Raw genomic sequence first — 24,867 nt, 5'->3', positions numbered from 1 at the left:
AATTCTTGATCACACAGGGAAAGCGACTGTTATCACACAGCCACCATTAGGGCCGTTTGCCCAAGTGGCGGAGCCCACAAGCTGGGAAGCAAAGGTCGTAACGAGTCGGGTGCCAAGGCTCGCCTCCGCCGCGGGTGAATAGCCGCGCCCATCATCGCTTACTGTGAGCAGGAAGCGCGAGTTCTCCCGACTCAGATCGACGTGCACCTTGCCCGCTCGACCTTCTTCGAACGCATACTTGACCGCGTTAGTCACCAGTTCGTTGACTATCAGTCCGATGGAGAGTGCCTTCTCGGGCGGCAACATCGCGGCCACCGCACGCGACGTAAGTGAGATAGCGCGCGGGCCGCACAGTGCTTCTTTCAGCGAGTTACACAGGCCCGGCACATACTCTGCCACGTCGATCTGACCGTCGTGTCGTGACAGTTGGAGATAGCTATGCACTGTCGCAATGATGCTGACCCTGCTTGCGATGTCTTCAAGCGCGCGCCGCGTTTCGGGTGACGATCTGCGGGCCTGGAGTCCGATGATCGACGCACCATGGCAAACTTGTTCTTCACCCGATGGCTCATCTCGTCGAGCAGCAAGGCCGTCGCGCGTTGCGAGGCATGTGCCTTTTCCAGCGCCTGATGAAGACCTTCGGCGATAAAGGTGAGACATGCGCCCACAATAGCGAACAGTAAGAGTGCGCCCACATGCGCCCCGGGCTTCACATCCCAATCCAGGAGAATGGCTACGAGGAGACCGCTCAGGCCAACGGCAAAGAAGCCCGTGCCGCGGTCAAACATGAGCGCGGAGGCGATAATGGGGAGAATGAAGAATAGGAAGCCGTAAGCACCACTGAAACTTCCTAGAGCGAGGCGGAGGCCGTAAGCGAGTAGCACAAGAAGCGCCGTAGCCCCGTATCGAACGGCGACTGGCTGTGGGCCGGGGAGATATCGGAGCAAGTCGTCCATGTTGCACCTATGCAAGCACGGACATTTCTTAGGCAGTTCACTGTGGCTGAGCAATAGCTGCGGCGGCTTGGTACTATGCCGTCTTAGCGGGCCGGCAAACTGCCCGCTTAATGTAGTAGTTGGGGTTCTGCTGCACGAACTTCGCGCCTTCAATCTGACTGGCCATCATGCAACCGAGCATGTTGGTGTTTGCCTGAAGGGGGACCGGTTCAATGCGGCAATCGGCGCCGACAAGCGAGCAGACGGTGAGGACCAATTCCAGCATGTCAGCCTCCGTGTTTTCGGTGCAATGCGGAAATTATGCTCGGGGTTCCACAGACTCCTCACGTGGCCCTTAACGTCACGGGCTCACGTCTCCTGTCGTATTGGCTAGATGGCTACGAACAAACACGGAGACGTCCGCCATGCGCACTATCTTCGCTTGGTCCGGCTATTGCTGATTGGGGCAACTGCTTGGCCGCGGCCGCCCCGTCCTAATCGAGGCGAGCGATCACGAGCTCACAAAAAGTACGGGAGCAGCATCCGCTGTACAATAAGTGCGGCTTCTATTCGGGCCGCATGGACGCGCGGTATGCTTCATCCAGCATGCGCTCCCGCTCATCGCTTGCTGCACGCCGCAGCAGTTCGGTTGTGCAGTGCTCGACCGCTTGCTCGCCAAGATTAGCGAAGCGGGCTGAGCATTCCGCACGTATGCGTTCGGGCGACGGAGCTTGGCGCGGCCCGACCGTGAAACCGATGACCATCAATACGAGGAGGCCCGCTCCAACGATTGCAATCAATACGAGGACGACCTTGAGCGTCGCTGCCACTGGCCCGCGCGATGCGCTTGTTTCATTTGATGACGTGATGGTTCGCCTCCCTCGATCGCGCGACAGATTGCTTCGTGCTGCATCTTGGCAGTTCAGCTTCCCCACTGAGTCGGTCGACACGTCATCATATCGAGACCTCTTGATAGCTGAAGGCATAAATTGCAAGCGCTCCTCCTAGCAGTCCTTCCATCCATCACGCGCAGCGCGAGATAGAGCCACGGCAGCATCCAGGCAGAGTAGAATGCAGTCACCAGCGGCGCACCGAGCCCCATATTGAAAAAGCCGAGAACCGAGTAGAACACAGCGAACAGGATGGCGCCCATGGCCGAACCGACGCCGGCGGAGACTCCGGCTACGGCGACGATGGATGGCGTGGCAGGAGCGGTTGCGGTCGGGGAGACTTTGCGACACGGGGCTTTTTCGGGTGTTAGTGCCGATTCCGGAGGCACTTTTCGGTCAAACCACACTTAACTTTCCGGGACCGCCAGCTTCACGAACTTCAACCTTGCATGCCGCCTTGGGCGGCATCTCCGCGATAAACCACTGGCTGGCGATGAAGCTAAAGCCAAAGGCAGACCTCAATCACCCGGCACGTGAGAGCCTGCCGAACGCCGGCCCGTATCGATTTCGGTATGCGAACGCAGATTTCGGCGACGGAGCGCCCCGCTGTCGCTGGACTTCGTCAAGTGGCCCGTGGTTGCGGCGCGTCCGCGTACGGGCTGACTGCAGAAGTGCCCGACGCGCGGACGTCAATTGAGCTCGCCGAGCGGCCAGGAATGACTGCTTCCTCGGCATCTCGCTCATTGGCAGCCAGACAGTAGGCTACGGAAAGCCGACAATCAGGCGCAGTGTCTCGGCAAGCCGCCGCGTGGGTGAGCTGGACGGCGTTAAGATGGAGGTAGATCCGACGGCGATGCGGCGAAGGCGGCAGCGCTACGTCAGGCGCGGCCGCAGTTCGCCGCGGGCGGCGGCGTCATTGACGTAGCGCGCGACGGTTTCCGATAGAACTGGCAGCGCGATCCCATAGTGCAAGGTCATGATCGCGAAGTCTGCACCCATCCATTGGCGTGCGCGCGCGATGTCGCGCACGGCGCGGTCGCGCGCCTCCGGCGGCGCAATCTGAAGCGCGGACGGGTCGGCCACCGTCACGAGCAACATCGGGTTCGACTCGTACTCACCTTCCCGAACGCTCACGATATCGTCCCAGGAAAGGCGCGCGCACCATGTCCCTCGCCGACTCAGCTGCGCGATCGTCAAAGCTTCAGGATCGAACTGCAGAAAGGCGCCCGCTGTGTAGCCGGTCACCACGAGCACCAGTACCGTCATGCCGGCGCCCGCGATGATGACAGCGATGGCCTGGAAGATCAGTCCGATCTCGCCGCCGAAAACGAACAGGACGACCCCGAGGAGCGCCAGCCAGCCGCCGAGCAGTGGCAGGAACGTGCGGCTCGGCCGGATCGGCACGCCGCCGGCGACGTCGATGCGCTTGGCCACAAAACGGCGATAGTGCAGCTTGCGCCAGACGGTGCCGGCCGAAACGGCGAGGCAGCTTCCGAAGAAGGCGAGGGTGACGAGGCCGCCAGCCGGCTCGCGCGGCAGGATGACGATGCCGGCCGCGACGAACGCGGTGTTGATGGCGACCAGCAGCCAGTCCATGGCGGACGGCATCGGGCGCGGGGCGGCGGCATGGGGGTCGTTCATCGGGGCAGGGTCGGGTGCGTCTGGGGCAGCGTCAAGGCGGACGCCGTAACAGATCCTCGGGCTGACGACTGGTCCTTACGCGAATGCGGTCGAGGGCGGCTCCAACATGAGATTGTACGAAGGTCTCAGCCTGACTCCCGCCAGTGGGAGATCACGAGAGGCCACTCACATTCCGCTGCAGAAGTGGCCTGATATCAGCCTTAGCAGTTTGAGCCGAGGAAGCAATTCGAGGGCTGTTGGGGAGCTTTAGGCATTGGCTGCTTATTGCTCTCTATCAGCGGTACCGCAAAGTCATATGCTGCCTGATATGCCTTGCGCTTGCACAGGTCCGGCATGATGTGATCAGCATTGGTGCCAATCAAAAAAAGCTGGATCGCTGCGCCGTCGCCAGGCGATGTGATGAGTTCTGTATAAAGCTGATCGCACTCCTGCTCGTTCGTCGGGACCTTGTATTTGACGCACCGAAAGCACTGAGCTTTGGAGCATCGGTGATCTCCATCCAAACCGGACAAGCGTTGGCATATAGAGTGATAATAGGAACACGGGACCATGGCTAGTGGTCTAGCCCAATAGCGTAACTGGCATCCATCATCTTGCAGGATGGCAAGCCACCGACGCGCAATGACCAATCGCATTTTTGCCTCGACCCATAAAGAGGGGGAAACCCGGACAAAACAGGTGCCAGCGACGCCCCGAATTCGTGGAGAGTACTGGGGAGACGCCATGGTTGGCCCCTTATGAAAATTTCCGTCGGACGGCATGAACGAATTATGGCCGAGGATAGCGACGTCAAGATTGATCAATTCGAGAGGATAATTCATCTGCACGGTGACCTCACCGCGCACCCACCTGCTAGAGATTGCTAACAGATGCCCGGCAAGTCAGGACGCTTGCAGCGTTCTTCAGTCGTCGTCTCGTTGCAGGCTGAAGGGCCTCTATTGGCCGATCGATAGATTTCTCAATGGGTGAGGCCGCAAGCAGCAGGACCCTGTCGGTCGCGGGAGCATGCTCGTCAAAGGTTGGAACGGGCAGCATGGCAATTTGGCGACAGCGTTGATCAACTAAGGGCTATTCTGACATCGTCGCGATGATGCGGGTAACCGGCACGTCAAGCGAGCCACAACGACAGGAGAAAGCGATGAAAGCGCTCATTTATGCGGGCCCGGGATTGAAATCCGTTGAAGAACGCCCAATGCCGGAGATTACTGCGTCCACCGACGCGATCGTCAAGATCTCCAAGACGACGATCTGTGGCACCGACCTGCACATACTCAAGGGGGACGTTCCGACCTGCGAGCCTGGCCGAATTCTAGGGCATGAGGGCGTCGGCATTGTCGAGAAGGTTGGGCCGGCCGTCACGGCGTTCAAGGCGGGAGATCATGTCCTGATCTCCTGTGTCAGCGCCTGCGGCAAATGTAACTATTGCCGCAAGCAGATGTATTCCCACTGCACGACCGGCGGCTGGATCCTCGGCAACAAGATTGATGGCACGCAGGCTGAATTCGTCCGCATTCCCTACGCGGATATGAGCCTCTATCCGATTCCCGACGGCGCGGACGAAGAAGCGCTAGTGATGCTTAGCGACATCCTGCCAACCGGCTTCGAGTGCGGCGTGCTAAACGGCAAGGTTATGCCGGGCAGCACTGTGGCGATCGTCGGCGCGGGGCCGATCGGGCTCGCAGCCCTTCTCACCGCCCAGTTCTACTCGCCGGCCGAAATCATCATGATCGATCTCGACGACAATCGCCTTGCGGTAGCGAGGCGTTTCGGCGCCACAGCGACCGTCAACAGCACGGACGGCAAGGCCTTGGAGAGGGTCATGACGATGACCTGCAAGCGCGGCGTCGATACGGCCATCGAGGCAGTGGGTATTCCGATCACCTTTGAACTGTGCGAAAAAATCGTGACGGCTGGAGGCAACATCGCCAATATCGGTGTGCATGGAAAGAAAGTCGATCTCCATCTGGAAGAGCTGTGGGACCGTAATATTTCCATCACCACGCGACTGGTCGATACGGTCACCATACCGATGTTGTTCAAGACCGTCGGCTCGAAAAAAATCGATCCCAAGCTCTTGATTACGCATCACTTCAAGCTCGATAAAATTCTCGATGCCTACGAGACCTTCGGGAATGCCGCCGAGACAAAGGCGCTCAAGGTGATCATCGAGGCATAGTGGACTGGCGGTTTGGGGCACCGCCGCCTCCACCGTTGCTGCCGCTGGCGGCCTGAGAGGGTCATCGTCACTCGGTCCCATGTGTGGACATCGGGTAATCGCGTCGGCGCGATCCAGTCATAGTGCCGCGCTCCGAGCGCTGTTGCTCGGCTCTTCGCACATCGGAGGCTGCTGGATGACCTTCTATGTCGAATTGGACGTGTCACAGAAGATGACGGCGATCTGCGTCGTCAATGAAGTTGGCCAGAGGCTTTGGCGCGGGCAGTGCCGGTAGGTGCCAAGTGAGATCGAGGCCAGTGTGCGTCGACACGCTGGCGTCGAAGCTCGCATTGGCCTCGAGACGGGGCCTATGACGCCATGGCTGGTACATGAGCTACGCGGCCTTCATCTTGACGTCGTTTGTCTCGATGCACGGCATGCCCGGGCCGCGCTGCAAGATGCAGCTGAACAAGAACGATCAGAACGACGCCGAGGGCCTGGCGCAGATCATGCGCACGGGTTGGTATCGGTCGGTGCACGTCTAACTCCTGCCGTTCTTGAAGTTGGCGGCATTGCCGACAGAGGCAACGAGCGACGCTGGCTGCAAGTGGTCCTATGCCGGGGATTGTGACGAGACGTTTGCTCGCCGCGTTCGACTTGTGCCAAGCCATCACTTGCCGGCCGAGCTTGCTGACAGGCCCGGCGACCCCTGCTTCTCCATCGAATGAGTACCACCACCCATGCTCGTCTCGTGTAACGCCTGTGATCGCCGCTTCACCGTGCTCCCACTGGATCGAAGCCAGGTCAGGCAACTGACCGCTGCCGCCAGCAAACACGATCGACTGATCAAGCAACACCATCGCAGGGCGCATGTCGCGGACGCTGGTTTCCAGTTCAGGAAGATCGGAATTCGTCTGATAGAGGGGTTGCGCGCTCAAGGGTTATGAAGCCTTTCGTTTCATACCTTCGATGCCTTTTTCAAGGAGCAGCGGGAGCGCACCGGCGAACAGTGCCCAGAATGCTGCGCCGACGCCGAGAAAGGATATGCCGGATGCCGCCGTGATGAAGGTGATGAGCGCCGCCAGCCGGTGTGTCTCTCTTCCGAGGGCGGTTGTCAGCGAAGCCGCCAGGCTGGACAGCAGAGCCAATCCGGCTACAGCCTGGATCAGCAATGGCGGCGATGCGGCGATGAAAGCCGCCGCGAAGCCAGCCAACGGTCCGAGCACAAGATAGGCGGCTCCCGCTGAAATGCTTGCCAGATAGCGGCGTTCCGGATCGGACCCTGCTTCCGGCCCCGCGCAAAGGGCGGCGGTGATGGCGGACAGGTTGAGGCCGTGACCTCCGAACACAGCCGTAGCGATGCTACCCAAGCCGGTCGATACAAACACTTTACCGACCGGCGCTTCGTACCCGCTTGTTCTCAGAACGGCGATACCGGGCACATTCTGCGACGCCATCGTGACGATGAAAAGAGGGATGGCGATGCCGATTGCCGGCAGAAGATCGAAGACGGGTTGGATAAAGAGCAGCTTCGGTCCCAGGAGGTCGAAAGCATCCGCCGGGATCGTGGTCGTGGCCCCGACGATCACGCCCGCCACAAGAACACCGATCACCACCGCATACCGGCGGACCAGACACCAGGCCAGCACCCACGCCAGGATGATCGGCAGCGCCAAGGTTGGCAGTTGTGCAACAGCATGAACCGGCGCTAGGCACAGGTCCATCAGGATGCCGGCGAGCATTGCGCTGGCCAGCGATAGGGGGATGGCGGCGACAGCCCGACCGAGAGGACGCCATAGCCCGGCAATGACGATGAGAAGACCGGTGATCAGGAAGGCCGTGATAGCGACACCAAAACCGCCATCGGGCACACCCGCCCCCATCAATAAAGCAGCGCCTGGCGTTGACCAGGCAATGCTGAGCGGCTGTCGGTGGCGTAGGCCAAGGAAGATTGCAAGAGCGCCTTGCCCGACGCACAGAACCAGCAGCCCCGAGGTCGCTTCGGCCGGTGTTGCGCCGACCCCGGCCAGACCTTGAAGCACAATGGCAAAAGCGCTGGCGAAGCCGACGACCGCCGCCAGAAGCCCGGCGGTTGCAGGCTGGATCGCCGAAGAAAGCGTCAGAGATGGTACTGACGAAGGGGAATGGGTCATCGAGAAACGGCTTTGAGCAGGTGAAGATGCTGGTTCAATGTGACATAATTGGATCCAACAGACAAATGGATATTAAATAATGCCGAAGCTCGATCTGTCAGCGCTGATAGCGGAAGCCGGTGGCCGGCACCGCACCGCGACGGAGTTCGTGGAAGCGACCTTGCGGACCGGCATCCTTACGGGTCGGCTTCGCGCCGGCACGCCTCTACGCCAGGAAGACCTTGCAGCGTCCTTTGGGGTGAGCCGGATGCCGATCCGCGAAGCGCTCCGGCAACTGGAAGCTCAGGCGCTGCTGGACTTCGTTCCGCACAAGGGCGCGGTCGTGACGGAAATCTCCGCCGCAGATGCCGCCGATATCTATGCCATCCGGCTCGCGCTGGAGCCGGCAGTTCTTGAGCGGTCGATCCCGCATCTTACCGAGACCGATTTCGAACGCGCCGGTGACCTCATCGCCGAAATGGACGGCGAAGAAGACCCCGGCCGCATGGGCGAACTGAACCGTCGCTTCCATATGACGCTTTACGGCGCAGCGGGCCGTCCAAAGCTGGTTGCGCTGACGGAAAGCTACCTCGCTTCTTTCGACCGTTATCTACGCTTCCAACTTGCAGCCAAGGGACGCGCCCACCTGTCGCAGGAAGACCATCGAGAAATGCTGGTCGCGGCAAAACAAGGTGATGCAAAGCGGGCTATCGCAATATTGCGCCGTCATCTTAGTGCTGCGGCCGACAACATCGCGGCGTTCTTCGCCAGACAAGAGTGAATTTGTCAATCGGCGTCAACCTATGACCCCCGTATTGCCTCAGGAAGGAATGTTACTGAGACGCAGGTGGTTGAGTCCGCCCGTTCTGGTCGACTGGTACTGTTGAGACGGCGATGTAGTCAATGACGCGGTGTGCCGACCGCTTGCGAAGTGTGTCCGCAACAACCGCTGCACGATCGAATTCTGCGCGTCGCTGAAGGCCGGATCAATCGCGGCCACCGCGCTAATTAGGAAGCATGAGCCTTTGCAGGTTAGTTGGTCTACTGGCCGACATCTCGGCGCGGACGCTAGGAGCGGCGCCGCTCTCAGTCAACGATGTCCGTTGTTGAGGGTATTCCGATCACTCTTACATCGTCGCGAACAGCCGCGTCTCCTTACGCCGCGAGTGCCTGGGGCTCGTGGCCGACACGTCGATCTTCGGTGCCCGCGCGGCGCGCGAACTCCACCGTATCATCGCCTGGGCGGAAGAGCGGGACATCGGGTCTGTTATCCAGCCCGGCAAGCCGGTCCAGAATGCCTTCGAATGATCGGGGGACATATCTCAGTAGAAAAAATGCACGCGGATTAACATCTCCAACATATCACTATTAGACGCCGCATATCTTGCAAAGTACAATTAATGTACACAGTGGTGCAGAAGAATAAATGGCAAATATTTGACCAATGGTCAGAATTGATACGGCGGGCAAAAAGAATCGCGCTAGCGAATCTACAAATAAATAAAAAGCACTGATCGCAATTATTGGCGCGGGCGGAGCCGCCATTCCAGCCGTTGTTCCCTGGCGTTCGGCCCCGCTCGAGATCACTGTGCGCGTGACGGCGTGACCGTAGGCAACGAGTTCCCGGAGGAGGGTCCCATGCTTGCGAGTCGTTGGTTGCAGCGCAGTTCCATGCTGCTGTGCGCGGCATTGGTGATGGCTGCCTCGGTTGCCTCGGTGCAGGCTGACACCTTTACTGTTACCAACCAAACCGAATTCAATGCCGCCGTTGCGATTGCAACGGCACCCGGCCGCAGCGATACGATCGACGTCGACGTGGTGAACATTAGCTCGGGGCCGGCCCTGATGCTGCCGGCAGCCGCATCCTCGATCGTGATCAACTTCAACGGCTCATCAAGTGGCCCCACCGTCTATAATCCGACACTCGACGTCGGCTACGGGACGACCGGCCAGCTCGGCGTAGGTGCCGGCACGACGCTCAATTTCAACACTGTCAACGGGATCGCCAGCCTCAGGGTTGGCGTCTACGACGGCGTAAACGCGGGCCAAGGCACCGTCAACATGACCGGCGGCACGATCAATGGAATTCATACCGGACCGAGCAACTACTTCTCCGTCAACGTCGGCCGCGGTAGCGCCGACTCTCAGGGGACGTTCAATCAAAGCGGTGGCTCCATCTTTTTAAATGGTGGCTCGCTCAACGTCGGCGCAGATGGCGGTACGGGCGTCTACAATATGTCCGGCGCTGCTTTGCTCGATTTGGGCGTCGGCACGGTCTATATCGGCACCGGGGCGGGCGGGGATGGCACGCTCCACGTTGGCGGCAATGCGCAGTTCTTGCTCAACGAGTCAAATGTCTTTGGACAGATTTACATCGGTACCAACGGCGGCACCGGCACGGTCATTCAGGACGGAGCCGGTTCGAGGGTCGTGCTGAATGCGCAGAGCGGAGTTCATTTTGGCTCCAATGGCGGCTTCGGTAGCTACCAGCTCTCGGCCGGTCAGCTGATACTCGACGGCCTCGGAAGCGGTACTCCAGGGCTAGATATCGGCGCCAGTGTCGGGGGCACTGGCATTTTCACCCAGACAGGCGGCACGGTGACGTTGAATACCGGACAGATCCGTTTCGGCGTCGGCACTGGCAGATACGATCTCAATGGCGGCACGCTGCAGGTTGGCGTTGCCAACCCATTCTCCTTCAACGCCGGCGGGCAACACACTTTCAACCTCGGCGGGGGCACCATCGCGGGCCTAGTCACTTTTTCAACGACGATGGATTTCAATCTCGTCGGTGCAACGACGTCCGCCATCGACACCGCGGTCGGTACCAGCGCGACGATGTCTGGCGTCATCGCCGGTAACGGCGCGCTTGAGAAAGCCGGCGATGGCACGCTCATTCTAGATGCTGCAAATACCTACACCGGCGGCACCCGGATCAGTGATGGCACGTTGCAGTTGGGCGCCTTGGGTAGCCTGGGGTCGACGGGCACGGTGCAGGTCGACTCCGGTGCCACATTCGATCTCAATAGCCACGTTCAGACGATTGGTGCCCTCGTCGGCGACGGTACCGTGGAACTCGGCGGCGTCTCCGGCGCTCTGACCACAAATACTGCCGCCACGACGATATTCTCCGGCGACATTAGCGGAACCGGCAGTTTCACTAAGGCTGGCAGCGGTACGCTCTTTCTTACCGGTGAGAGCAATTACATCGGTTCCACCAGCGTCAGCGGCGGCTCTCTGGTTGTGAACGGCTCGCTCGATTCTGTTGTCACTGTCGCCAGTGGCATCCTCGGCGGGACCGGCACGATCGGCGGCCTCATCGTGGAGAGTGGCGGCACCGTGGCACCAGGCAACTCCATCGGCACGCTCAACGTCGCCGGAGGCGTGACCTTCCAGCCGAGTTCGACCTATCAGGTCGAGGTCAATGCCGCTGGCGCCAGCGACCTTATCGCCGCGACCGGCGCGGCGACCATCAACGGTGGCCTCGTCCAGGTGCTGGCCCAAGGCGGCGCTTACTCGCCATTGATGACCTACACGATCCTCACCGCTGCTGCCGGCCGTACGGGCGAGTTCGACGGCGTCAGCAGCAATCTCGTATTCCTCCAGCCGACGCTCGACTACGACGCCAACAACGTTTACCTGCGCCTCGTGCGCAACAGCACGGATTTCGCCGACTTTGCCCAGACGCCGAATGAGCGGGCAGTGGCTGGAGCGCTCGACCAGTTTCCCGCCGACGCTGCACTTCTGCCGTTCCTCCTCGGCCAGGACGTGCAAGGAGTACGACAAGCCTTCGACGCCCTGTCTGGAGAGGTGCACGCCAGCGCCGCTAGCGCGTTGGTCATGAACAGCTTCTATGTGCGCGAGGCAATCTTCAGCCGCTTGATACAGGCATATTATTCGGGCGCCGTCGGAGAGGAGACATCGCTGGGCGCGACGGGGCCGACGACAGTGGCGCTGCTCGATCCCAGAGGCCGCATGTCGCTCGGGGCCCGGCTCGACGACATCGGCAACACTGCCCGTACGCCTCCTCTCTATGGCCACGGCCTCGCATTCTGGACACGCGGCTTCGGTGCGTGGGGTAACCTCGACGGCAACGGGAATGCTGCGGGGCTCGAGCGCACGCTTGGCGGCTTCATATCGGGCGTCGACGCGGGCCTCGGCGGCGGTTGGCGCGCTGGCCTCGCCACCGGCTACATGCACTCCGATCTCGGCGTCGGTGCACGCGCTAGTTCGGCTGACATCGATAGCTACGTGCTCGCCGGTTACGTGGGCGGAGGTGCCGGTCCCTTCGCCATCCGCTCGGGCGGCGCGTGGACCTGGAACAATCTCGACACGACGCGCAATGTCATCTTCCCCGGCTTCTTCGAGACGGAGCGCGCCAGCTACGATGCTGGCACCGGCCAGCTCTTCGCCGAGATCGCCTATCCGGTCGTTTACGCGGCCAGCGCGTGGGAGCCGTTTGCTGGTCTCTCCTATGTTCACGTCGGTACGGACGGCTTCACGGAGAGCGGCTCGATCGCTGGCCTTGCTTCAGAAGGCGCAGACCAGAACGTCGGTGTGTCGCTGCTCGGGCTGCGCACCGGTGCGACGCTGCCTGTCCAAGGGATGCTGCTGACGCCGCATGGCTCGCTAGCGTGGCAGTACGCCTTTGGCGACGTCACGCCGGCGCAGGCGCTCACCTTTGCCTCGAACGGCATCGGCTTCGGCATCACCGGCGTTCCCATCGCGCGCTCGAGTATGCTCATCGAGGCAGGTCTCGACCTCGCAGTGAACGGTGACGCCGTGCTGGACATTACTTACACGGGCCAGATCGCCAGCCACCTCAACGACAACAGCGTCCAGGGTCGCTTCAACTGGCACTTCTGACGCGCCCGCAACGCAGTCACAACGTCATCCTCGGCACCGGGTCGGCTGGCGTGGACAACACATTCACGAAGGAGGACGGCGAGGTCGTAATCGCGGAAAGGGATTAGCGCGATGAACGAACGAGAGCCTTCGCGCCCTGTTATCAAAGCAGTCGCCTTCAAGCTGCGCCATCAGTCTGTTACGGTCGCCATGGCCCTAACCGTTAAGATGCTCATCGGCGCTTCTGGGAGCTGAGCGGACGTGAACCGCAAGCGAAGATTTTGGCGGCTCGGATGCCAGCTCGACTTCCGCAATCTCGGCAGTGCGACGGCAGCTACGTCCCACAAGCGAAATTCGCCAGCCCCTATCATCGGCCTGCCGAAGCCGTCGCGACCATGTCCGCAGATTGGTGAAGACCAGTCGAAGCTGCCATCGCGCGGCGGGTGCTGATGACCCGAAGCCGAGCTGATCGACTCTATCGCCCGTTCACACTGCCACGCTTACCCAAATGGCAGCTGCAGCGAAAAGTGCGGCGAGTGCAAGGAGCATCGGTGGACGCACGTCCGTGCGGGTGAGAACCGCCCGAGCCGGGTTCTCGGGATCGTAATAGACTGTCACGTTTTCGCCGGCCCTGTAGCGGCTAACCTCGCTCCCGACGAGAAACTTGAGGCTTGCGTGCTTGTAGACGCCGAGCGAAATCCGCTCGCCTTGATACCGGTTGCCGCCGACTTTGTAGGCATAGAGGATACGCGGTCTATGCACGATGACCCTCGTCGGTAAACTGTCGACGATCGAGTGGGTGCGGAACGTATCGAAGCCGGCCTCGATAACTTTCCCCTCTGTCGACGGCCATGACGTTGCCCTGCTGGACTCTTTGCTCGCTAGCCGCGCCATCATGGATAGGATCAGAGCGAAGAGTGTGAAGGCGACGACAAAAGGCGTCGCGGCTGGGTTGGGGAGCGCTGCGCGCATCCAAGCGGCGAGCGCGTCCATGCCCACGGCGACGACCACGGCAAAGAGCGTGAGCCCTGCAATCAGAAGTCCCATGAAGAGAAAGCTGCCGTTGGGGAGCGTGCGCTCCAGCACGGCTTGTGCGGGATCGGCGGGGTCGTAGTAAACCTCCACGCGCTCGCCGACGGGATAGCGTGCGAGCGTCTCTTGGATCCCGATGTTCCCCAAATCCTCGCCGAGGCTGACCCGCGAGCCGGTGAATTTGCGTCCGCCAGCGTCGAACTCATAGACGATCGCTGCGAAATTGCGGATTTCGGAGCGCGTCGTGCTCCCCTCGAGTTTGCTGACCTTACGCTGTACGGCTTGCGAGCGAACAATGCGTCCATGGCTCGAGGCCCAGGCGTTGGTCCGGCGTACCTCGATGAATTTCACGACGGTGGCGAGCGTGAGGAGCCCGATAAACGGCGAAATGAGAAAAACAACGATCCACTTCGCTTCCATGCAGAGGTCTTCTTCCTGGAGGTGCTTCGGTGCGGCGCTCTGATCGGCCGAGCTGTACTCGGGGTACGGTAATGCGACTGTTCCTAGGGGCACTGCCGCATTGAGGGAGGCGCACTAGCCGCGCTCTTGTCGAAACGACTGGCGCACATCGGACGGTGTCATGCCGAAACGACGCCGGAAGGTGCGGTTGAAATAGGAGATATCTCCGAAGCCGACGGCGAGCGCGATCGTGCTGATCGACTGGGCGGCGAAGCGCGGGTCGCTCAGCATGCGATGCGCACGTGTCAGCCGCTGATCGAGCACGTATTCGCTGAACGTGACGCCCTCCGCCTCGAACAGCATGTGGATGTAGCGCGGCGTCAGGGCATGCCGCGTCGCCACCGACTCGACCGACAGGCCCTGGTCGGCAAGGTTCGACAGGATGTCCTGCTTGATCGCGGCCAGACGCGCGGCGCGCACGCCGCGCCCGCTGGCGACCGCCGCCGCGTCGCGATGAGTGCCCACTGCGATGGCTGCTAGATCGTGGATATGCTGGGCGACCAGATGCCCGGCTTCCGGCGTCGCGATGCTGTCTTCAGCGTCGAGCATCCTGAGGTAGCCAGTCAACAGCCGCAGGGCCGGCGTGTTGGCGGGTAGGGAAGCAAGAGATATATCGGCCAGATTCGGCACCAACGGGGCGAGGATGCTTGACGACAGCCGAACGTAGAGAAATGTCGCACCGGATCGCATGTCGAGCCCGCTCGGTCTTCCGAAGGCGCCGGCGCCCGCCGCGACCATGAGTTTGTCGTCGCGGGGGCGAAATATAAGGTCACCTTTAAGCGCGATAGATAATCCAATCGCTTCTTCGCTTATCGCCTTTTGCGTTGGCGTCGTGCGCATCGACGACCATGCACCGTGACATATCGCGAGATTCGGGAGTTGGCGGCTGGTTCCCTCGAACCGTATCGGCACATCCGGATCAGGCTGAAAGTCCATCCGGAACACACGCCGCGAGAACTCTTCGCGGAACCACTCGAGCCAGCGCTTGTCTACCGTCTCGGGGGACTTGAAATGAGTCCTTCTGAAATCGTTCTCGGCACTTGTCATTGGGGGGACGGCCTCCGCGCTCTGACGTCGCTCGGTGTCATGCCGAAGCGGCGGCGGAACGTACGGTTGAAATAGGACAGATCACCGAAGCCCATAGCCAGCGCGACGGCGCTGATAGACTGAGCTGCGTAGCGCGGGTCGCTCAGCATGCGATGCGCACGTGTCAGCCGCTGATCGAGAACGTATTGGCTGAAGGTGACGCCCTCCGCCTCGAACAGCATATGTATGTAGCGCGGTGTGACGCCCTGCTCGACCGCGACGATCGCTGCCGACAGGCTCGGGCTTGCGAGGTTGCCTTGGATGTAGTCCTTGACCGCGGCGAGGCGCGCGGCCGCCAAGCCGCGGGCGGTGGCCAACTCGGCGCCGTCGCGCGATGTGCCGATCGCCAGGGCTGCGAGATCGTGGACGTGCTGAGCCACAAGATGCCGCGCTTCCGGAGATTCGATCGCCTCCTCGGCGTCGAGCATTTTGAGATAGTTGATGAGCAGGCGCGTTGGCTGAGCGTGAGCGGGCAGGGAAACAAGGGACAAGTCCGCCAGATTTGGGACCAGCGGCGTGAGCAACCTGGGCGAGAGGCGGAGGGAAAGGAGTCTAGTGTCGGCTTGCGTATCGAGCATATCAGGGAGACGGCCCACGATAGCGGCTCCCGGCTCGACCAAAATGTCTGTGCCGCCCGATTTATAGAGTAGCTGGCCTCCCAGCGAGATCGCCAAACCGAAGCTTTCTTCGACGCCGTCACCTTCCCAGTGCATCGGCGACGTTCCGCCAACGTAAACCGCAAGGTCGGGCAGCAAACGTATGCTTGCATCCAGCCAGAACGGAGCGTCCGCGTTGGTCTCCACATCGGCCTGGAACACGCGGCGGGAAAACTCCTCGCGAAACCACTCCAGCCATTTGCGATCGGGGGTCTCGGGCGACCTGAAATTCAGTCTGCTGAAATCCAGTTCGCGAGCCGTCATTACGGAGCCACCACGCCTGAGCCAACACGCTGCCGCCGGCAGCCCTGGTACGCGATATTGTGCACCAAACCACTGAACTTAGTTATCAGAGGTGCCGTGCTGTAACAACGTAGCTATGTAATGCAAGCCGCGGCACAAACGTGAGATTTCCCTCGGCTCCAAGCCGCACTTCTCTGGGGTCCTAGAAAGCGCCATTCGGCGTGGCAAGTTCGCTACGACCGGCTGCCCGATTGCGCGCATTTCCCTCGCGTCCGCTCCGCCATTCCCTCCTGTCCAAGTCGGACGTTTGGTATCCGGATACTTCTCTGCGAGTCGAGAAAAAGTGGCGGCTCGCTTGCTGCAGCCGCTGCCACGTCACTTGGGCGCGGGGGCACGGTTAATGACGGACGGCATCATGATGAGTGTGTGTCGGAAGCGCGCGCTTCGTGCGGAAAGACGACGGAACCACTTCGCGCTCTTGCTGCTTTCGACCACGGCGCTGGTGGGGTTGACGGCGCCGACACTGGCGGCGGATACGATTTGGACGGGCGCGACCGACACAGACTGGTCCCTCAGTACCAACTGGGACACGAGCAACGTCCCGACCAATGCCGACAACGTCTTCGTCAATACGACCACCGGTTTTCCGGTGATCGGCGTAGGCACCAGCGCGGCGGGCGCGATTGTAACGATTGGCGACACCGCCGCCGGTGCCCTGCAGATCCAGGGGACCGGTGCGGAATTGAACGCGACGAGCCTGGTGCTTGGCGATGGCGCTCAAGGCAATCTCAGCGTTGCCAACACCGGCGCGTTGAACCTCACGAATGATTTCTATGTTGGCCAGGGCGCAAACGGTTTTGCGACCATTACAGGCTCATCCGCTCTCACCGCTGGAAACGGCCTTGTCGGGTTCGGTGACAACACGACAGGTCAACTGACCTTCGCCAATTCGGCCACTGGAACCTTCAGCAGTAACCTGTCTGTCGGCATTGGCATGGGCAGCGACGGAACGCTTACGATCAACACCGGAGCCGATGTCGATACCGTCAATTTGAACCTCGGCTCCAATGTCGGCGCGCAAGGCACGGCGCTCGTGACCGGCACTGGCTCGACGCTGGATATCAGCGCGTTTGTCACGATCGGGGATAGCGGGACCGGGATCCTCACCATTGCAGACAATGCGGTGGTTACCGCGAACCTGAATAACAATGTCAACGTCGGCAATACCGCCAGCGCCAACGGCACGGTGACGGTCAGCAGCGGTGGCAGCCTCACGCTCGGCGGTCCCTTTGTCGTTGGCAATTTGGGCACCGGCACACTGACCGTAGATAGTGCAGGCACAGTGAGCGCCAACTCCTTCCAGATTGGCGGAGGTGCGGGCGGCATCGGCACGGCGACCGTGACTGGCGTTGGTTCTATACTGATGGCGAACGGTTTGGTTGTCGGCAATTCGGGCGCGGGCACGTTGCTGGTCGAGGATGACGCCGATGTGATCGTGACGAACAACGTCGTTGTCGGCAATTATAGTGGCGCGAACGGCACGGCGACGGTAACGGGTTCAGGCTCGTCCCTGAGCGCGGGTGGCATTCTATATGTTGGCTTTGATACCGCCGGTGACCTGACGATTGCCGATGGCGGTAACGTCTCCGCAACGAACGGCATCCAGGTCGGCGTGGCTAGTCCCGCCGGCGATGGCGCGATCGTGGTGACCGGCGCCAATTCCCAGTTGGTCGGCAACAATGGCCTCAGCATTGGCGTCTCCGGCGGTATGGGCGCGGTCACCGTCTCGGATAGCGGCGCCCTGATGGTGACCAGCGGCACTACATTTGTCGGCACGGCGGTCAACTCGGTCGGCACGCTCACCATCACCGGGGCGGGCGCAAGCTACAGTGGCGATTTCATGAATGTGGGCCAAAGCGGAACGGGTGCCTTGATCATCGCCGATGGCGCCACAGCCGTCACCGCCGACGCTTCCATCGGCACGCAGGCAAGCGGTGAAGGCAGCGCCTTGGTAACCGGGGTCGGCACCATGTGGACCACGGGCGCAACCCTTCATGTTGGAACGTCCGGGGATGGTCGATTGACCGTCGCCGAGGGTGCGAACGTGAATGTGGATGGCGGCGCTGGCACCTTGACCATTGCCCAGAACGCCTCAGCTGGGGGCGAGGTGATAATCGGCGCACAGGCCCTCAGCGCTGCAGTCGGCGCGGGAACGCTGAATGTAGCCAATGTGAATTTCGGTGCGGGCACTGGATCACTGATCTTCAACCACACCGATACGAACTACGCTTTCGATGCCGCGATTTCCGGCGTGGGCACGATCAATCACGTTGCCGGTGTCACAAACCTGACCGGCGACTCCTCCGGCTTCAACGGCCTTACCAACGTCGTCGGCGGCAGTCTCTACGTGAACAATATACTTGGTGGTGGGGTTGTCGTGGCGGGCGGCACGCTCGGCGGTTCGGGCACGCTCGGTGTGGTCGGTATTTTGTCGGGCGGCACCATCGCGCCGGGCAACTCCATCGGCACGCTCAATGTCGCCAGTATCACCATGAACGCCGGCTCGACCTACACCGTCGAACTCAACGATGGCGGGTTCGTTGCCGGCACCAACAACGACCTCATCAACGCCACCGGCACGGCCACCATCAACGGCGGTACGGTGCATGTCACACCGGCCAACGGCACCGATACCGGCACGACTTATACGGCCGGCACCTATACCATCCTGACGGCCGCGGGCGGCGTCACCGGCGAATTCGATACACTCACCGACAACTATGCCTTCCTCAACTTCGCCCTCGCATATGATGCCAATAATGTCTTCCTGACCTCGTCCCTCGCTGCGGCCACCTTCTGCTTGTCGGGCATGAGCGCCAATCAATGCGCGGCAGGTGAAGGCGTTTTCTCGTTGGGTTCCGGAAGCCTCTATACGGCGGTGCTGAACCTCTCCAACGCCGAAGCACCCGGCGCACTGGATCTGCTCTCCGGCGAAGTCCACGCCAGCGCCAAGACGGCGCTCATCGAAGACAGCCGCTTCGTGCGTGAAGCTGCCGTCGCCCGCACGCGCGCCGCGTTCGATGCGGTGGCAAGCGACAGAAGCGCGACCGGCGAGCAAAGGATCTCGGACCGCTTCGCGTTCTGGGGTCAGGGCTTCGGGTCGTGGGGCGATTGGGATAGCGACGGCAACGCGGGGAGCCTCAATCGTTCCATCGGCGGTCTCTTTCTCGGCGCCGACGCGGGCGTCTCTGACCATGTGCGGATCGGCGCGCTCGCGGGCTACAGTCACTCGGATTTCGACGTGGGAGCCCGCGCCTCCTCGGGCGCGGCGGAGAGCGGTCATGCGGCGCTCTACGGCGGCGGGCAGTGGGGTGCTCTAGGCTTGCGCTTCGGCGGCGCCTATGGGTGGCACGAAATCGAGACGGCGCGTACGGTTGCGTTCACCGGTTTTTCAGATCGGCTCGAGGCGAGCTACGACGCGGCGACGGCGCAGGCGTTCGGCGAGGCGGCCTGGCGCATCGATACGGGCGCCAACACGCGCTTCGAGCCGTTTGCCAACCTCGCCTATGTCAGCCTCGATACGGACGCCCTCTCGGAGACGGGCGGCGCAGCGGCCCTTTCGGTGGCCTCTCACCAAATTGATGCGCCGTTCCTGACGCTCGGACTGCGGGCCGATACTGCCTTCCTGCTAGGGCGGTCAAAGGCACGCCTCACCGGCTCGCTCGGCTGGCAGCACGTCTTCGGCGACGACGTGCCGGTGTCGCTCATGACGTTCGCCACAGGTGGCGACCCCTTCGCCATTGCTGGCGTGCCTCTCGCGGAGAATGTTCTCGTCGTCGACACCGGCCTCGTCGTAACGCTCGCCCCCGATGCCACACTCGGCATCACCTATGGCGGGCAGTTCGGCGCGGAGTTCATCGATCAGAGCGTGAAGGGCGGCGTCAACGTGAAGTTCTGAGCATCGACGCCACGCAGCATGCATCGGCCGCCGCCGCCCGGGCGGCCGGCGCATGCTGCCCTAATCCTCCAACATCGAGAGCCACCATGGCCCACCGTTTCAACATTCTTGTTTCAGCCTCCATGTTTGTGCTTCTCGCCCTATCCGCCGCAGTGTTCGCTCAAGACCTCACGCTCCCTGGCGGCGCAGGCTCGCTGCGCGAAGCGCACGGCGACTGGACGGTCGCGTGCGCGTTGCAGCCGGCCGAAGGCGCACAGCGCAAGGTATGCGCGCTTGCACAAGAGCAACTGGCGGCGAACACGCGGCAGCGGGCGCTGGCGATTGAGCTCAAGCCCGATGCCGGCAGCGCAAAGGGCACACTGGTGCTGCCGTTCGGCCTTGCACTGGATAAGGGTGCACGTTTCGTGCTCGACGACGGCGAGGCAGGCGATGTACAGCGCTTCCGCACCTGCCTACCCATAGGCTGCCTGATCGACGTCGAGTTCGATGCCGGGACCATCAAAGCGCTTCGGTCGGGCAAGGTGCTGAAGGTCGAGGCTGCCGCCGATGGGGGTCGGGAGATGTCCTTCTCCATCTATTTGAGTGGATTTGCGGGCGCATATGACCGCACCGCGGCGTTGGTCAAGTGATGCTGTTCCGCTTGCTCCTGGCCACCGATCTCGTAATAGCGGGTGTCGTCGCCTCCTACCTCTTCGAAGGTCTTGCCCTAGGCTGGATCTCATCGTTCAACATGCACATCTGGATCCTCGCCACGCTCTTTGTGCTCGCAATTCTCTCAGGCGGCTACCTGCTTCGCGCAGCGGGCCGTACGTGGCTCGCCAATGTTGTTCTTGCTCTACTTGCGTTTCCCGGCGCGGTATACGCACTGTTCCTCAGTGCTGTCATCCTGTCTGGAACGCCGTGGAACTAGGGTTCGCCAGCCGCAGAGCAGCCCTCCGTGTGGAGGTGGTAGCGGGATTTGCGCCGGGAGAGACGCTGGTATGGGCCGGCCATCCCGATGCTCGAGCGACCATGCGTAAGATGCGCTTCCTGTTCTGGATCGGCGTGCCGATCATAGCCATTGCCGGCATCGTGGCTCTTTTTCACGTCGCAGGCCAGGTCGCCCTCCTTGCCGGCGTGGCATTGACCGCGGGCCCCTTCGTCAACGCCTGGCGCGCGGCGAACACGGTCTATGTCCTGACGGACCGCAGAGCGATCGTTCTATGCCGATTGTTGGGAAGCGTCGACAGCATGAGCATCGACCTCGGATTTGCCGATCCCGAGCCAGAGATCCTGCGCGGCGAAAAAAAAGTCGGCACAGTGCTATTCGTATCAGGCTTGCCGCCTAGGAGAAGACACACCGACTATCAAGGCAAGTTCGGCTTCTGGGACATTCCAAATGCCGACGGCGTGGCTGGATTCGTTCAGAAGACTGTGCGGGCATATCGCACCAATTCCTCGGACTTGTAACGCTACTTTGCAGCCCCCCAACGGCTTCAACATCGCTGATCAGAGGGCCCCACTGCCGCTCATGGGACTGCGCAGGCCGTCCGCAGGCGGGCCGTACGTTGCGCATGTCGGCGGTTGGCCCATCTCGTGGGGTGCGCGCCGTCCTATCCGTCGTGGCGACAGCAGCTTGACGCTCGCAGGCGGCGCGCGCTCGATCGATATTGAGGTTTCGCGTTGGGCCGGCAGAAAGTGACGGCCTTCGCGGGATGGGTACTCCTGGCTCGTAGCGCCGGGACGGTGAAGAACCGTTCGGTTCGTCCCAATTGCCGACCTCAGGCCGTGAACGGTTCCCCGCGCGGCGTCCACGACTTCTGACGTCGGCTGCTGAGCCAAGAACGGTCGTTGGCGAGCGGTGAACTACCGGCAAAGATGCCAGCAGCGAACTCCAGGTATTGCTGAGCGATCAGAACCGTCATTCGCTTGGATCCGTCCCTGTTCCCGAGGGAACAGGCATACCGATCCCACGCGATCACACCTTCGAGCGTCGAGCCGGTCTGATGCTACATTCTGCATCCAGCCTCTCTCAGCTCGACTCGCTCTACGCACGTAGTCGACAGGTGGTCGCAAGCAAGAAGGGACACGCGATGGAACTGGATATGGCAAAGCTCGAGCCGCTGCTCGGGACGATGGTAAAGGAGATCGGTGCAGCCGCGAACGCGGCCCTGGTTCTTACGGGCGACAAGCTTGGCCTCTATCGCGCTCTCGCCGACGGGCCAACTAGCTCAGCCGAGCTCGCCCGAAAGACTGGAACGCATGAGCGTTATGTGCGTGAATGGCTCGGGGCGCAGGCCGCATCAGGTTACGTCTCGTGCGATGCGGCAGCGGGTACATTCTGGCTATCCCCCGAGCAGGCGGCCGTCTTCGCGGACGAGGAAAGCCCCTTCCTCATGACAGGCGGATTCTACTCGCTGTCAGCTGTTTTCGCTGATGAGCCGAAACTCACTGAAGCGTTCAAGAGCGGCAAGGGCCTGGGTTGGGGTGATCGCTGCAATTGCCTGTTCTGTGGTGTCGAGCGGTTCTTTCGCCCCGGCTACAAAGGGCACCTTGTCAGCGAATGGCTGCCGGCGCTCGACGGCGTCGTGGCGAAGCTTGAGCGCGGTGCGAAGGTGGCTGATGTCGGCTGTGGGCACGGCGCCTCCACTCTGATTATGGCGCAAGCGTTCCCGAACTCTGAGTTCATCGGATATGACTTTCATGAAGCCTCGATAGTGCACGCCCGCCTGCACGCGAATGGACTAGCCAACGTGCGTTTCGAGACTGCGCGGGCGCAAGATTACGAGGTATCAGGATTCGATCTCATCACGATCTTCGATGCGTTTCACGACATGGGAGATCCGGCGGGTGCGGCAAGACATGCCAGGAATTCCCTCAAAAGCGATGGCACGTTGATGTTGGTCGAGCCCATGGCGGGCGACACGCTCGGTGAGAACCTGAACCCGGTGGGCCGCATCTACTACGCATTCTCGACCAGCGTTTGCGTCCCCTGCTCGCTGGGTCAGGAGGTCGGCGCTGCGCTCGGTGCTCAGGCAGGCGAGAAACGCCTCGCAGCTATCGTTCGGCAAGGGGGTTTCTCAAAGGTTCGTCGGGCAGCAGAGACACCATTCAACATGGTGCTCGAAGCCCGTCCATGAGGGCGGGACGCGGACTACCTACTGCTTGCACCAGCGACTTCACGGCGAGCGGTGGTGTCGCGTTGGACGGCCGCGCAACGTCCCGATAACGGCCATCGGGTGCCTCGCAATGGAGGCGGCAGGTGACGCTTCTCATTGGGTCCGATCTTGGAGATAGACTGGCCAATGTCGCCGATCGCTTGGCGGCCGTAGCTGACCCATCTCTGCCGTCATGCAGGGAAGCAGCAGCGGCGTACCATCAATGCCCAACACTGCGCCAACGGAAGAATGTACCGCACCGACATCCCGTGTCGCTACGCCAATGCTGCCAACTTGTCGAATGAGCCCGTCCAGCCCATTGTCATGCTGCCACGCTGTTTGACGAATTCCGCAATGTCGGCAGGAGATGCATCCTGCGGCTCCCACCTCAAACACACGCGGGTTCGATCTGGCGCTTCTGAGACCAACTCCACTGTCGTGAGCATGGTTCGCGGCCAGTGCGAGAAAAACGGCGCCCCGATCACCCGTTCCTTTTCGTCGCAGAATTGCTGCGTGTACACGATGCGGCTCGGCGCTTCGAGTGCCAGGTAGGATAGTTGACCGTATAAAACCGTGCCGTTTGGCATCGTCATCGAATAAAATGACGTGCCTCCGATATGTGGCTCCAAGCGCAGGAAGCGCATGGTGGCGCCCGTCGGCGGCAACCATTGTGCGAGATGATCGGGTTCAGTCCACATCTCGTACACCCGATCGATCGGGGCATCGAACGCGCGCGCGATGAAGAACTGCTCTGCTCCAGATCGCCGCTTTTCCAGATACTCGGCCAACCGATCCCAGGTTGCCTCGCCGCCGGCCTTCTTGATGAACGCGCGCATTTCCGTCGCGATTTCGGGGGTCGCAAACGCCATGCTCATGTCGAGCTGCGTCCGCCCGTTACGCTCGGTGAAGAGCGCCGTCACGCGGAACAGCGGCGGGCGATCCTTGTGGCCGCCGTGGTCGTAGACCATGCGTTGCCGGGGCACGACTTCCAGGTACTGCGTTGTGTTCTCGTAATCGGTGCCGTCCGGCCCGTGCATGGTGTAGTGCCAGTGGCCGCCAGTGCGCAGATCATGGCTATGGGTTGTTAGAGTAAAGCCGCGCGGGCCCCACCACTGCGCTACCTCCTCCGGAACGGTCCAGGCATCCCATACGGCTTGCAGCGGTGCGTCATAGGCGCGCGAGAGCGAAAGGACGTTGGATTTCTTACTTGCGGCCATGGCGGGTTCCTTTGGTTTTTGTCTTCAGGTAGGCGCCGAGCCGATCGAGCTGAGCTTCCCACGCAACCCGATGCTCCTCCATCCAGTCCACTGCTTCACGCAGCGGTTCGCCGTTGAGCTGGCACGGCCGCCACTGCGCCTTGCGGCCCTTGGTGATAAGCCCGGCCGCTTCCAGCACCTTCAGATGTTTGGTCACCGCAGGAAGGCTCATGTCCTTGAGGAAAGGCTCTGCGAGGTCGGACACGTTGGCTTCGCCCTCAGACAATCTGGCAAGCATCGCGCGGCGCGTAGGGTCTGCGAGCGCGGCGAAGGTGCGGCTGAGAGGATCTTTCACGGTATAACACCGATAGATTAATTAACCTGATGGTGTATTACACGAGTGAGATTTAGTTGTCCAGTGGCGACCGAAGACCGGTGCACGAAGGATTGACGCGAATTTCAGGGACGATGCCGTGAGTTGTGCCGTCGGAGTGCCGAGCGC

Annotated in this window: 21 protein-coding genes; 10 read left to right on the top strand and 11 right to left on the bottom strand. The window is 61.4% G+C overall.

Going from position 1 to position 24,867, the window contains the following annotated elements:
- Positions 1–9: 9 nt before the first annotated feature.
- The 4 genes from ACP15D_RS15270 to ACP15D_RS15255 form a co-directional block, all read right to left on the bottom strand.
- Positions 10–660 carry a sensor histidine kinase gene (locus ACP15D_RS15270; RefSeq protein WP_424958294.1) on the bottom strand — a complete coding sequence of 217 codons (651 nt, stop codon included), beginning with the start codon at positions 658–660 and terminating at the stop codon, positions 10–12.
- A gap of 369 nt (positions 661–1,029) precedes the next feature.
- Complete coding sequence (locus tag ACP15D_RS15265) at positions 1,030–1,221, bottom strand: hypothetical protein (RefSeq protein ID WP_424958293.1); 192 nt, start codon at positions 1,219–1,221, stop codon at positions 1,030–1,032.
- Between the two features lie 280 nt (positions 1,222–1,501).
- Positions 1,502–1,930, bottom strand: a complete 429-nt coding sequence (locus ACP15D_RS15260) for a hypothetical protein (protein WP_424958292.1) — start codon at positions 1,928–1,930, stop codon at positions 1,502–1,504.
- A 768-nt stretch (positions 1,931–2,698) separates the two neighbouring features.
- On the bottom strand, positions 2,699–3,421 hold the full coding sequence (locus ACP15D_RS15255) for a hypothetical protein (protein WP_424958291.1): 723 nt from the start codon (positions 3,419–3,421) through the stop codon (positions 2,699–2,701).
- Positions 3,422–4,604: 1,183 nt separating this feature from the next.
- Here ACP15D_RS15255 and ACP15D_RS15250 point away from each other — a divergent pair.
- Together ACP15D_RS15250 and ACP15D_RS15245 are read left to right on the top strand one after the other, a co-directional pair.
- Positions 4,605–5,642: a zinc-dependent alcohol dehydrogenase family protein gene (locus tag ACP15D_RS15250; protein WP_424959249.1), complete on the top strand. Its 1,038-nt coding sequence runs from the start codon at positions 4,605–4,607 to the stop codon at positions 5,640–5,642.
- A gap of 368 nt (positions 5,643–6,010) precedes the next feature.
- Positions 6,011–6,166 carry a hypothetical protein gene (locus ACP15D_RS15245; protein ID WP_424958290.1) on the top strand — a complete coding sequence of 52 codons (156 nt, stop codon included), beginning with the start codon at positions 6,011–6,013 and terminating at the stop codon, positions 6,164–6,166.
- 396 nt (positions 6,167–6,562) lie between these two features.
- Here the strand turns inward: ACP15D_RS15245 and ACP15D_RS15240 are convergent, their stop codons facing one another.
- Entirely contained in the window at positions 6,563–7,774 is a 1,212-nt protein-coding gene (locus ACP15D_RS15240; RefSeq protein ID WP_424958289.1) for a benzoate/H(+) symporter BenE family transporter, read from the bottom strand.
- Between the two features lie 79 nt (positions 7,775–7,853).
- Between ACP15D_RS15240 and ACP15D_RS15235 the strand changes: the two genes are divergently transcribed.
- From ACP15D_RS15235 to ACP15D_RS15225, 3 genes are all read left to right on the top strand, one after another.
- Entirely contained in the window at positions 7,854–8,534 is a 681-nt protein-coding gene (locus tag ACP15D_RS15235) for a GntR family transcriptional regulator (protein WP_424958288.1), read from the top strand.
- Between the two features lie 398 nt (positions 8,535–8,932).
- Positions 8,933–9,061 carry a hypothetical protein gene (locus tag ACP15D_RS15230; protein WP_424958287.1) on the top strand — a complete coding sequence of 43 codons (129 nt, stop codon included), beginning with the start codon at positions 8,933–8,935 and terminating at the stop codon, positions 9,059–9,061.
- A gap of 330 nt (positions 9,062–9,391) precedes the next feature.
- Positions 9,392–12,619 (top strand): autotransporter outer membrane beta-barrel domain-containing protein, encoded by a 3,228-nt coding sequence (locus ACP15D_RS15225; protein ID WP_424958286.1) that lies wholly within the window; start codon positions 9,392–9,394, stop codon positions 12,617–12,619.
- A 465-nt stretch (positions 12,620–13,084) separates the two neighbouring features.
- Here ACP15D_RS15225 and ACP15D_RS15220 read toward each other — a convergent pair whose 3' ends face one another.
- The 3 genes from ACP15D_RS15220 to ACP15D_RS15210 all read right to left on the bottom strand — a co-directional run bounded on the left by ACP15D_RS15220 (position 13,085) and on the right by ACP15D_RS15210 (position 16,095).
- Positions 13,085–14,050: a DUF3592 domain-containing protein gene (locus ACP15D_RS15220; protein WP_424958285.1), complete on the bottom strand. Its 966-nt coding sequence runs from the start codon at positions 14,048–14,050 to the stop codon at positions 13,085–13,087.
- 114 nt (positions 14,051–14,164) lie between these two features.
- On the bottom strand, positions 14,165–15,136 hold the full coding sequence (locus tag ACP15D_RS15215; RefSeq protein ID WP_424958284.1) for a helix-turn-helix transcriptional regulator: 972 nt from the start codon (positions 15,134–15,136) through the stop codon (positions 14,165–14,167).
- A complete protein-coding gene (locus ACP15D_RS15210; protein WP_424958283.1) occupies positions 15,133–16,095 on the bottom strand; it encodes a helix-turn-helix transcriptional regulator in 963 nt (320 codons plus the stop codon). The genes ACP15D_RS15215 and ACP15D_RS15210 overlap by 4 nt, the downstream gene beginning before the upstream one ends.
- Before the next feature lie 379 nt (positions 16,096–16,474).
- On the opposite strand from ACP15D_RS15210, the gene ACP15D_RS15205 reads away from it, so the two are divergent.
- From ACP15D_RS15205 to ACP15D_RS15190, 4 genes are all read left to right on the top strand, one after another.
- The gene (locus tag ACP15D_RS15205) at positions 16,475–20,032 is read left to right on the top strand and encodes an autotransporter domain-containing protein (RefSeq protein ID WP_424958282.1); all 3,558 of its coding nucleotides are present in this window, start codon (positions 16,475–16,477) and stop codon (positions 20,030–20,032) included.
- Positions 20,033–20,118: 86 nt separating this feature from the next.
- On the top strand, positions 20,119–20,661 hold the full coding sequence (locus tag ACP15D_RS15200) for an invasion associated locus B family protein (RefSeq protein WP_424958281.1): 543 nt from the start codon (positions 20,119–20,121) through the stop codon (positions 20,659–20,661).
- Positions 20,661–20,942 (top strand): hypothetical protein, encoded by a 282-nt coding sequence (locus ACP15D_RS15195; protein ID WP_424958280.1) that lies wholly within the window; start codon positions 20,661–20,663, stop codon positions 20,940–20,942. Before ACP15D_RS15200 ends, ACP15D_RS15195 begins: the two co-directional genes overlap by 1 nt.
- Before the next feature lie 101 nt (positions 20,943–21,043).
- Positions 21,044–21,481: a hypothetical protein gene (locus tag ACP15D_RS15190; RefSeq protein ID WP_424958279.1), complete on the top strand. Its 438-nt coding sequence runs from the start codon at positions 21,044–21,046 to the stop codon at positions 21,479–21,481.
- A gap of 311 nt (positions 21,482–21,792) precedes the next feature.
- On the opposite strand, the gene ACP15D_RS15185 is transcribed toward ACP15D_RS15190, so the two are convergent.
- Entirely contained in the window at positions 21,793–21,936 is a 144-nt protein-coding gene (locus ACP15D_RS15185; protein WP_424958278.1) for a hypothetical protein, read from the bottom strand.
- Positions 21,937–22,104: 168 nt separating this feature from the next.
- Between ACP15D_RS15185 and ACP15D_RS15180 the strand changes: the two genes are divergently transcribed.
- On the top strand, positions 22,105–23,151 hold the full coding sequence (locus tag ACP15D_RS15180; RefSeq protein WP_424959248.1) for a class I SAM-dependent methyltransferase: 1,047 nt from the start codon (positions 22,105–22,107) through the stop codon (positions 23,149–23,151).
- A 293-nt stretch (positions 23,152–23,444) separates the two neighbouring features.
- Here ACP15D_RS15180 and ACP15D_RS15175 read toward each other — a convergent pair whose 3' ends face one another.
- Together ACP15D_RS15175 and ACP15D_RS15170 are read right to left on the bottom strand one after the other, a co-directional pair.
- Entirely contained in the window at positions 23,445–24,386 is a 942-nt protein-coding gene (locus ACP15D_RS15175; RefSeq protein WP_424958277.1) for an SRPBCC family protein, read from the bottom strand.
- Positions 24,373–24,720 carry an ArsR/SmtB family transcription factor gene (locus ACP15D_RS15170; RefSeq protein ID WP_424958276.1) on the bottom strand — a complete coding sequence of 116 codons (348 nt, stop codon included), beginning with the start codon at positions 24,718–24,720 and terminating at the stop codon, positions 24,373–24,375. The genes ACP15D_RS15175 and ACP15D_RS15170 overlap by 14 nt, the downstream gene beginning before the upstream one ends.
- Positions 24,721–24,867 lie beyond the last annotated feature (147 nt).

This window comes from Hyphomicrobium sp. 1Nfss2.1, assembly GCF_965243865.1.
GTDB lineage: Bacteria > Pseudomonadota > Alphaproteobacteria > Rhizobiales > Hyphomicrobiaceae > Hyphomicrobium_A.
The sequence above is the reverse complement of the archived record's forward strand: the minus strand, read 5'-3'. Positions and strand labels throughout refer to the sequence as shown.

Bases quoted from the DNA above. Each gene is read 5' to 3' on its own strand.
- ACP15D_RS15270 (WP_424958294.1), bottom strand. From the start codon at position 660: ATGTCTCACCTTTATCGCCGAAGGTCTTCATCAGGCGCTGGAAAAGGC.
- ACP15D_RS15265 (WP_424958293.1), bottom strand. From the start codon at position 1,221: ATGCTGGAATTGGTCCTCACCGTCTGCTCGCTTGTCGGCGCCGATTGC.
- ACP15D_RS15255 (WP_424958291.1), bottom strand. From the start codon at position 3,421: ATGGACTGGCTGCTGGTCGCCATCAACACCGCGTTCGTCGCGGCCGGC.
- ACP15D_RS15250 (WP_424959249.1), top strand. From the start codon at position 4,605: ATGAAAGCGCTCATTTATGCGGGCCCGGGATTGAAATCCGTTGAAGAA.
- ACP15D_RS15245 (WP_424958290.1), top strand. From the start codon at position 6,011: ATGAGCTACGCGGCCTTCATCTTGACGTCGTTTGTCTCGATGCACGGC.
- ACP15D_RS15240 (WP_424958289.1), bottom strand. From the start codon at position 7,774: ATGACCCATTCCCCTTCGTCAGTACCATCTCTGACGCTTTCTTCGGCG.
- ACP15D_RS15235 (WP_424958288.1), top strand. From the start codon at position 7,854: ATGCCGAAGCTCGATCTGTCAGCGCTGATAGCGGAAGCCGGTGGCCGG.
- ACP15D_RS15225 (WP_424958286.1), top strand. From the start codon at position 9,392: ATGCTTGCGAGTCGTTGGTTGCAGCGCAGTTCCATGCTGCTGTGCGCG.
- ACP15D_RS15220 (WP_424958285.1), bottom strand. From the start codon at position 14,050: ATGGAAGCGAAGTGGATCGTTGTTTTTCTCATTTCGCCGTTTATCGGG.
- ACP15D_RS15215 (WP_424958284.1), bottom strand. From the start codon at position 15,136: ATGACAAGTGCCGAGAACGATTTCAGAAGGACTCATTTCAAGTCCCCC.
- ACP15D_RS15210 (WP_424958283.1), bottom strand. From the start codon at position 16,095: ATGACGGCTCGCGAACTGGATTTCAGCAGACTGAATTTCAGGTCGCCC.
- ACP15D_RS15205 (WP_424958282.1), top strand. From the start codon at position 16,475: ATGACGGACGGCATCATGATGAGTGTGTGTCGGAAGCGCGCGCTTCGT.
- ACP15D_RS15200 (WP_424958281.1), top strand. From the start codon at position 20,119: ATGGCCCACCGTTTCAACATTCTTGTTTCAGCCTCCATGTTTGTGCTT.
- ACP15D_RS15195 (WP_424958280.1), top strand. From the start codon at position 20,661: ATGCTGTTCCGCTTGCTCCTGGCCACCGATCTCGTAATAGCGGGTGTC.
- ACP15D_RS15190 (WP_424958279.1), top strand. From the start codon at position 21,044: ATGCGTAAGATGCGCTTCCTGTTCTGGATCGGCGTGCCGATCATAGCC.
- ACP15D_RS15185 (WP_424958278.1), bottom strand. From the start codon at position 21,936: ATGACGGTTCTGATCGCTCAGCAATACCTGGAGTTCGCTGCTGGCATC.
- ACP15D_RS15180 (WP_424959248.1), top strand. From the start codon at position 22,105: ATGGAACTGGATATGGCAAAGCTCGAGCCGCTGCTCGGGACGATGGTA.
- ACP15D_RS15175 (WP_424958277.1), bottom strand. From the start codon at position 24,386: ATGGCCGCAAGTAAGAAATCCAACGTCCTTTCGCTCTCGCGCGCCTAT.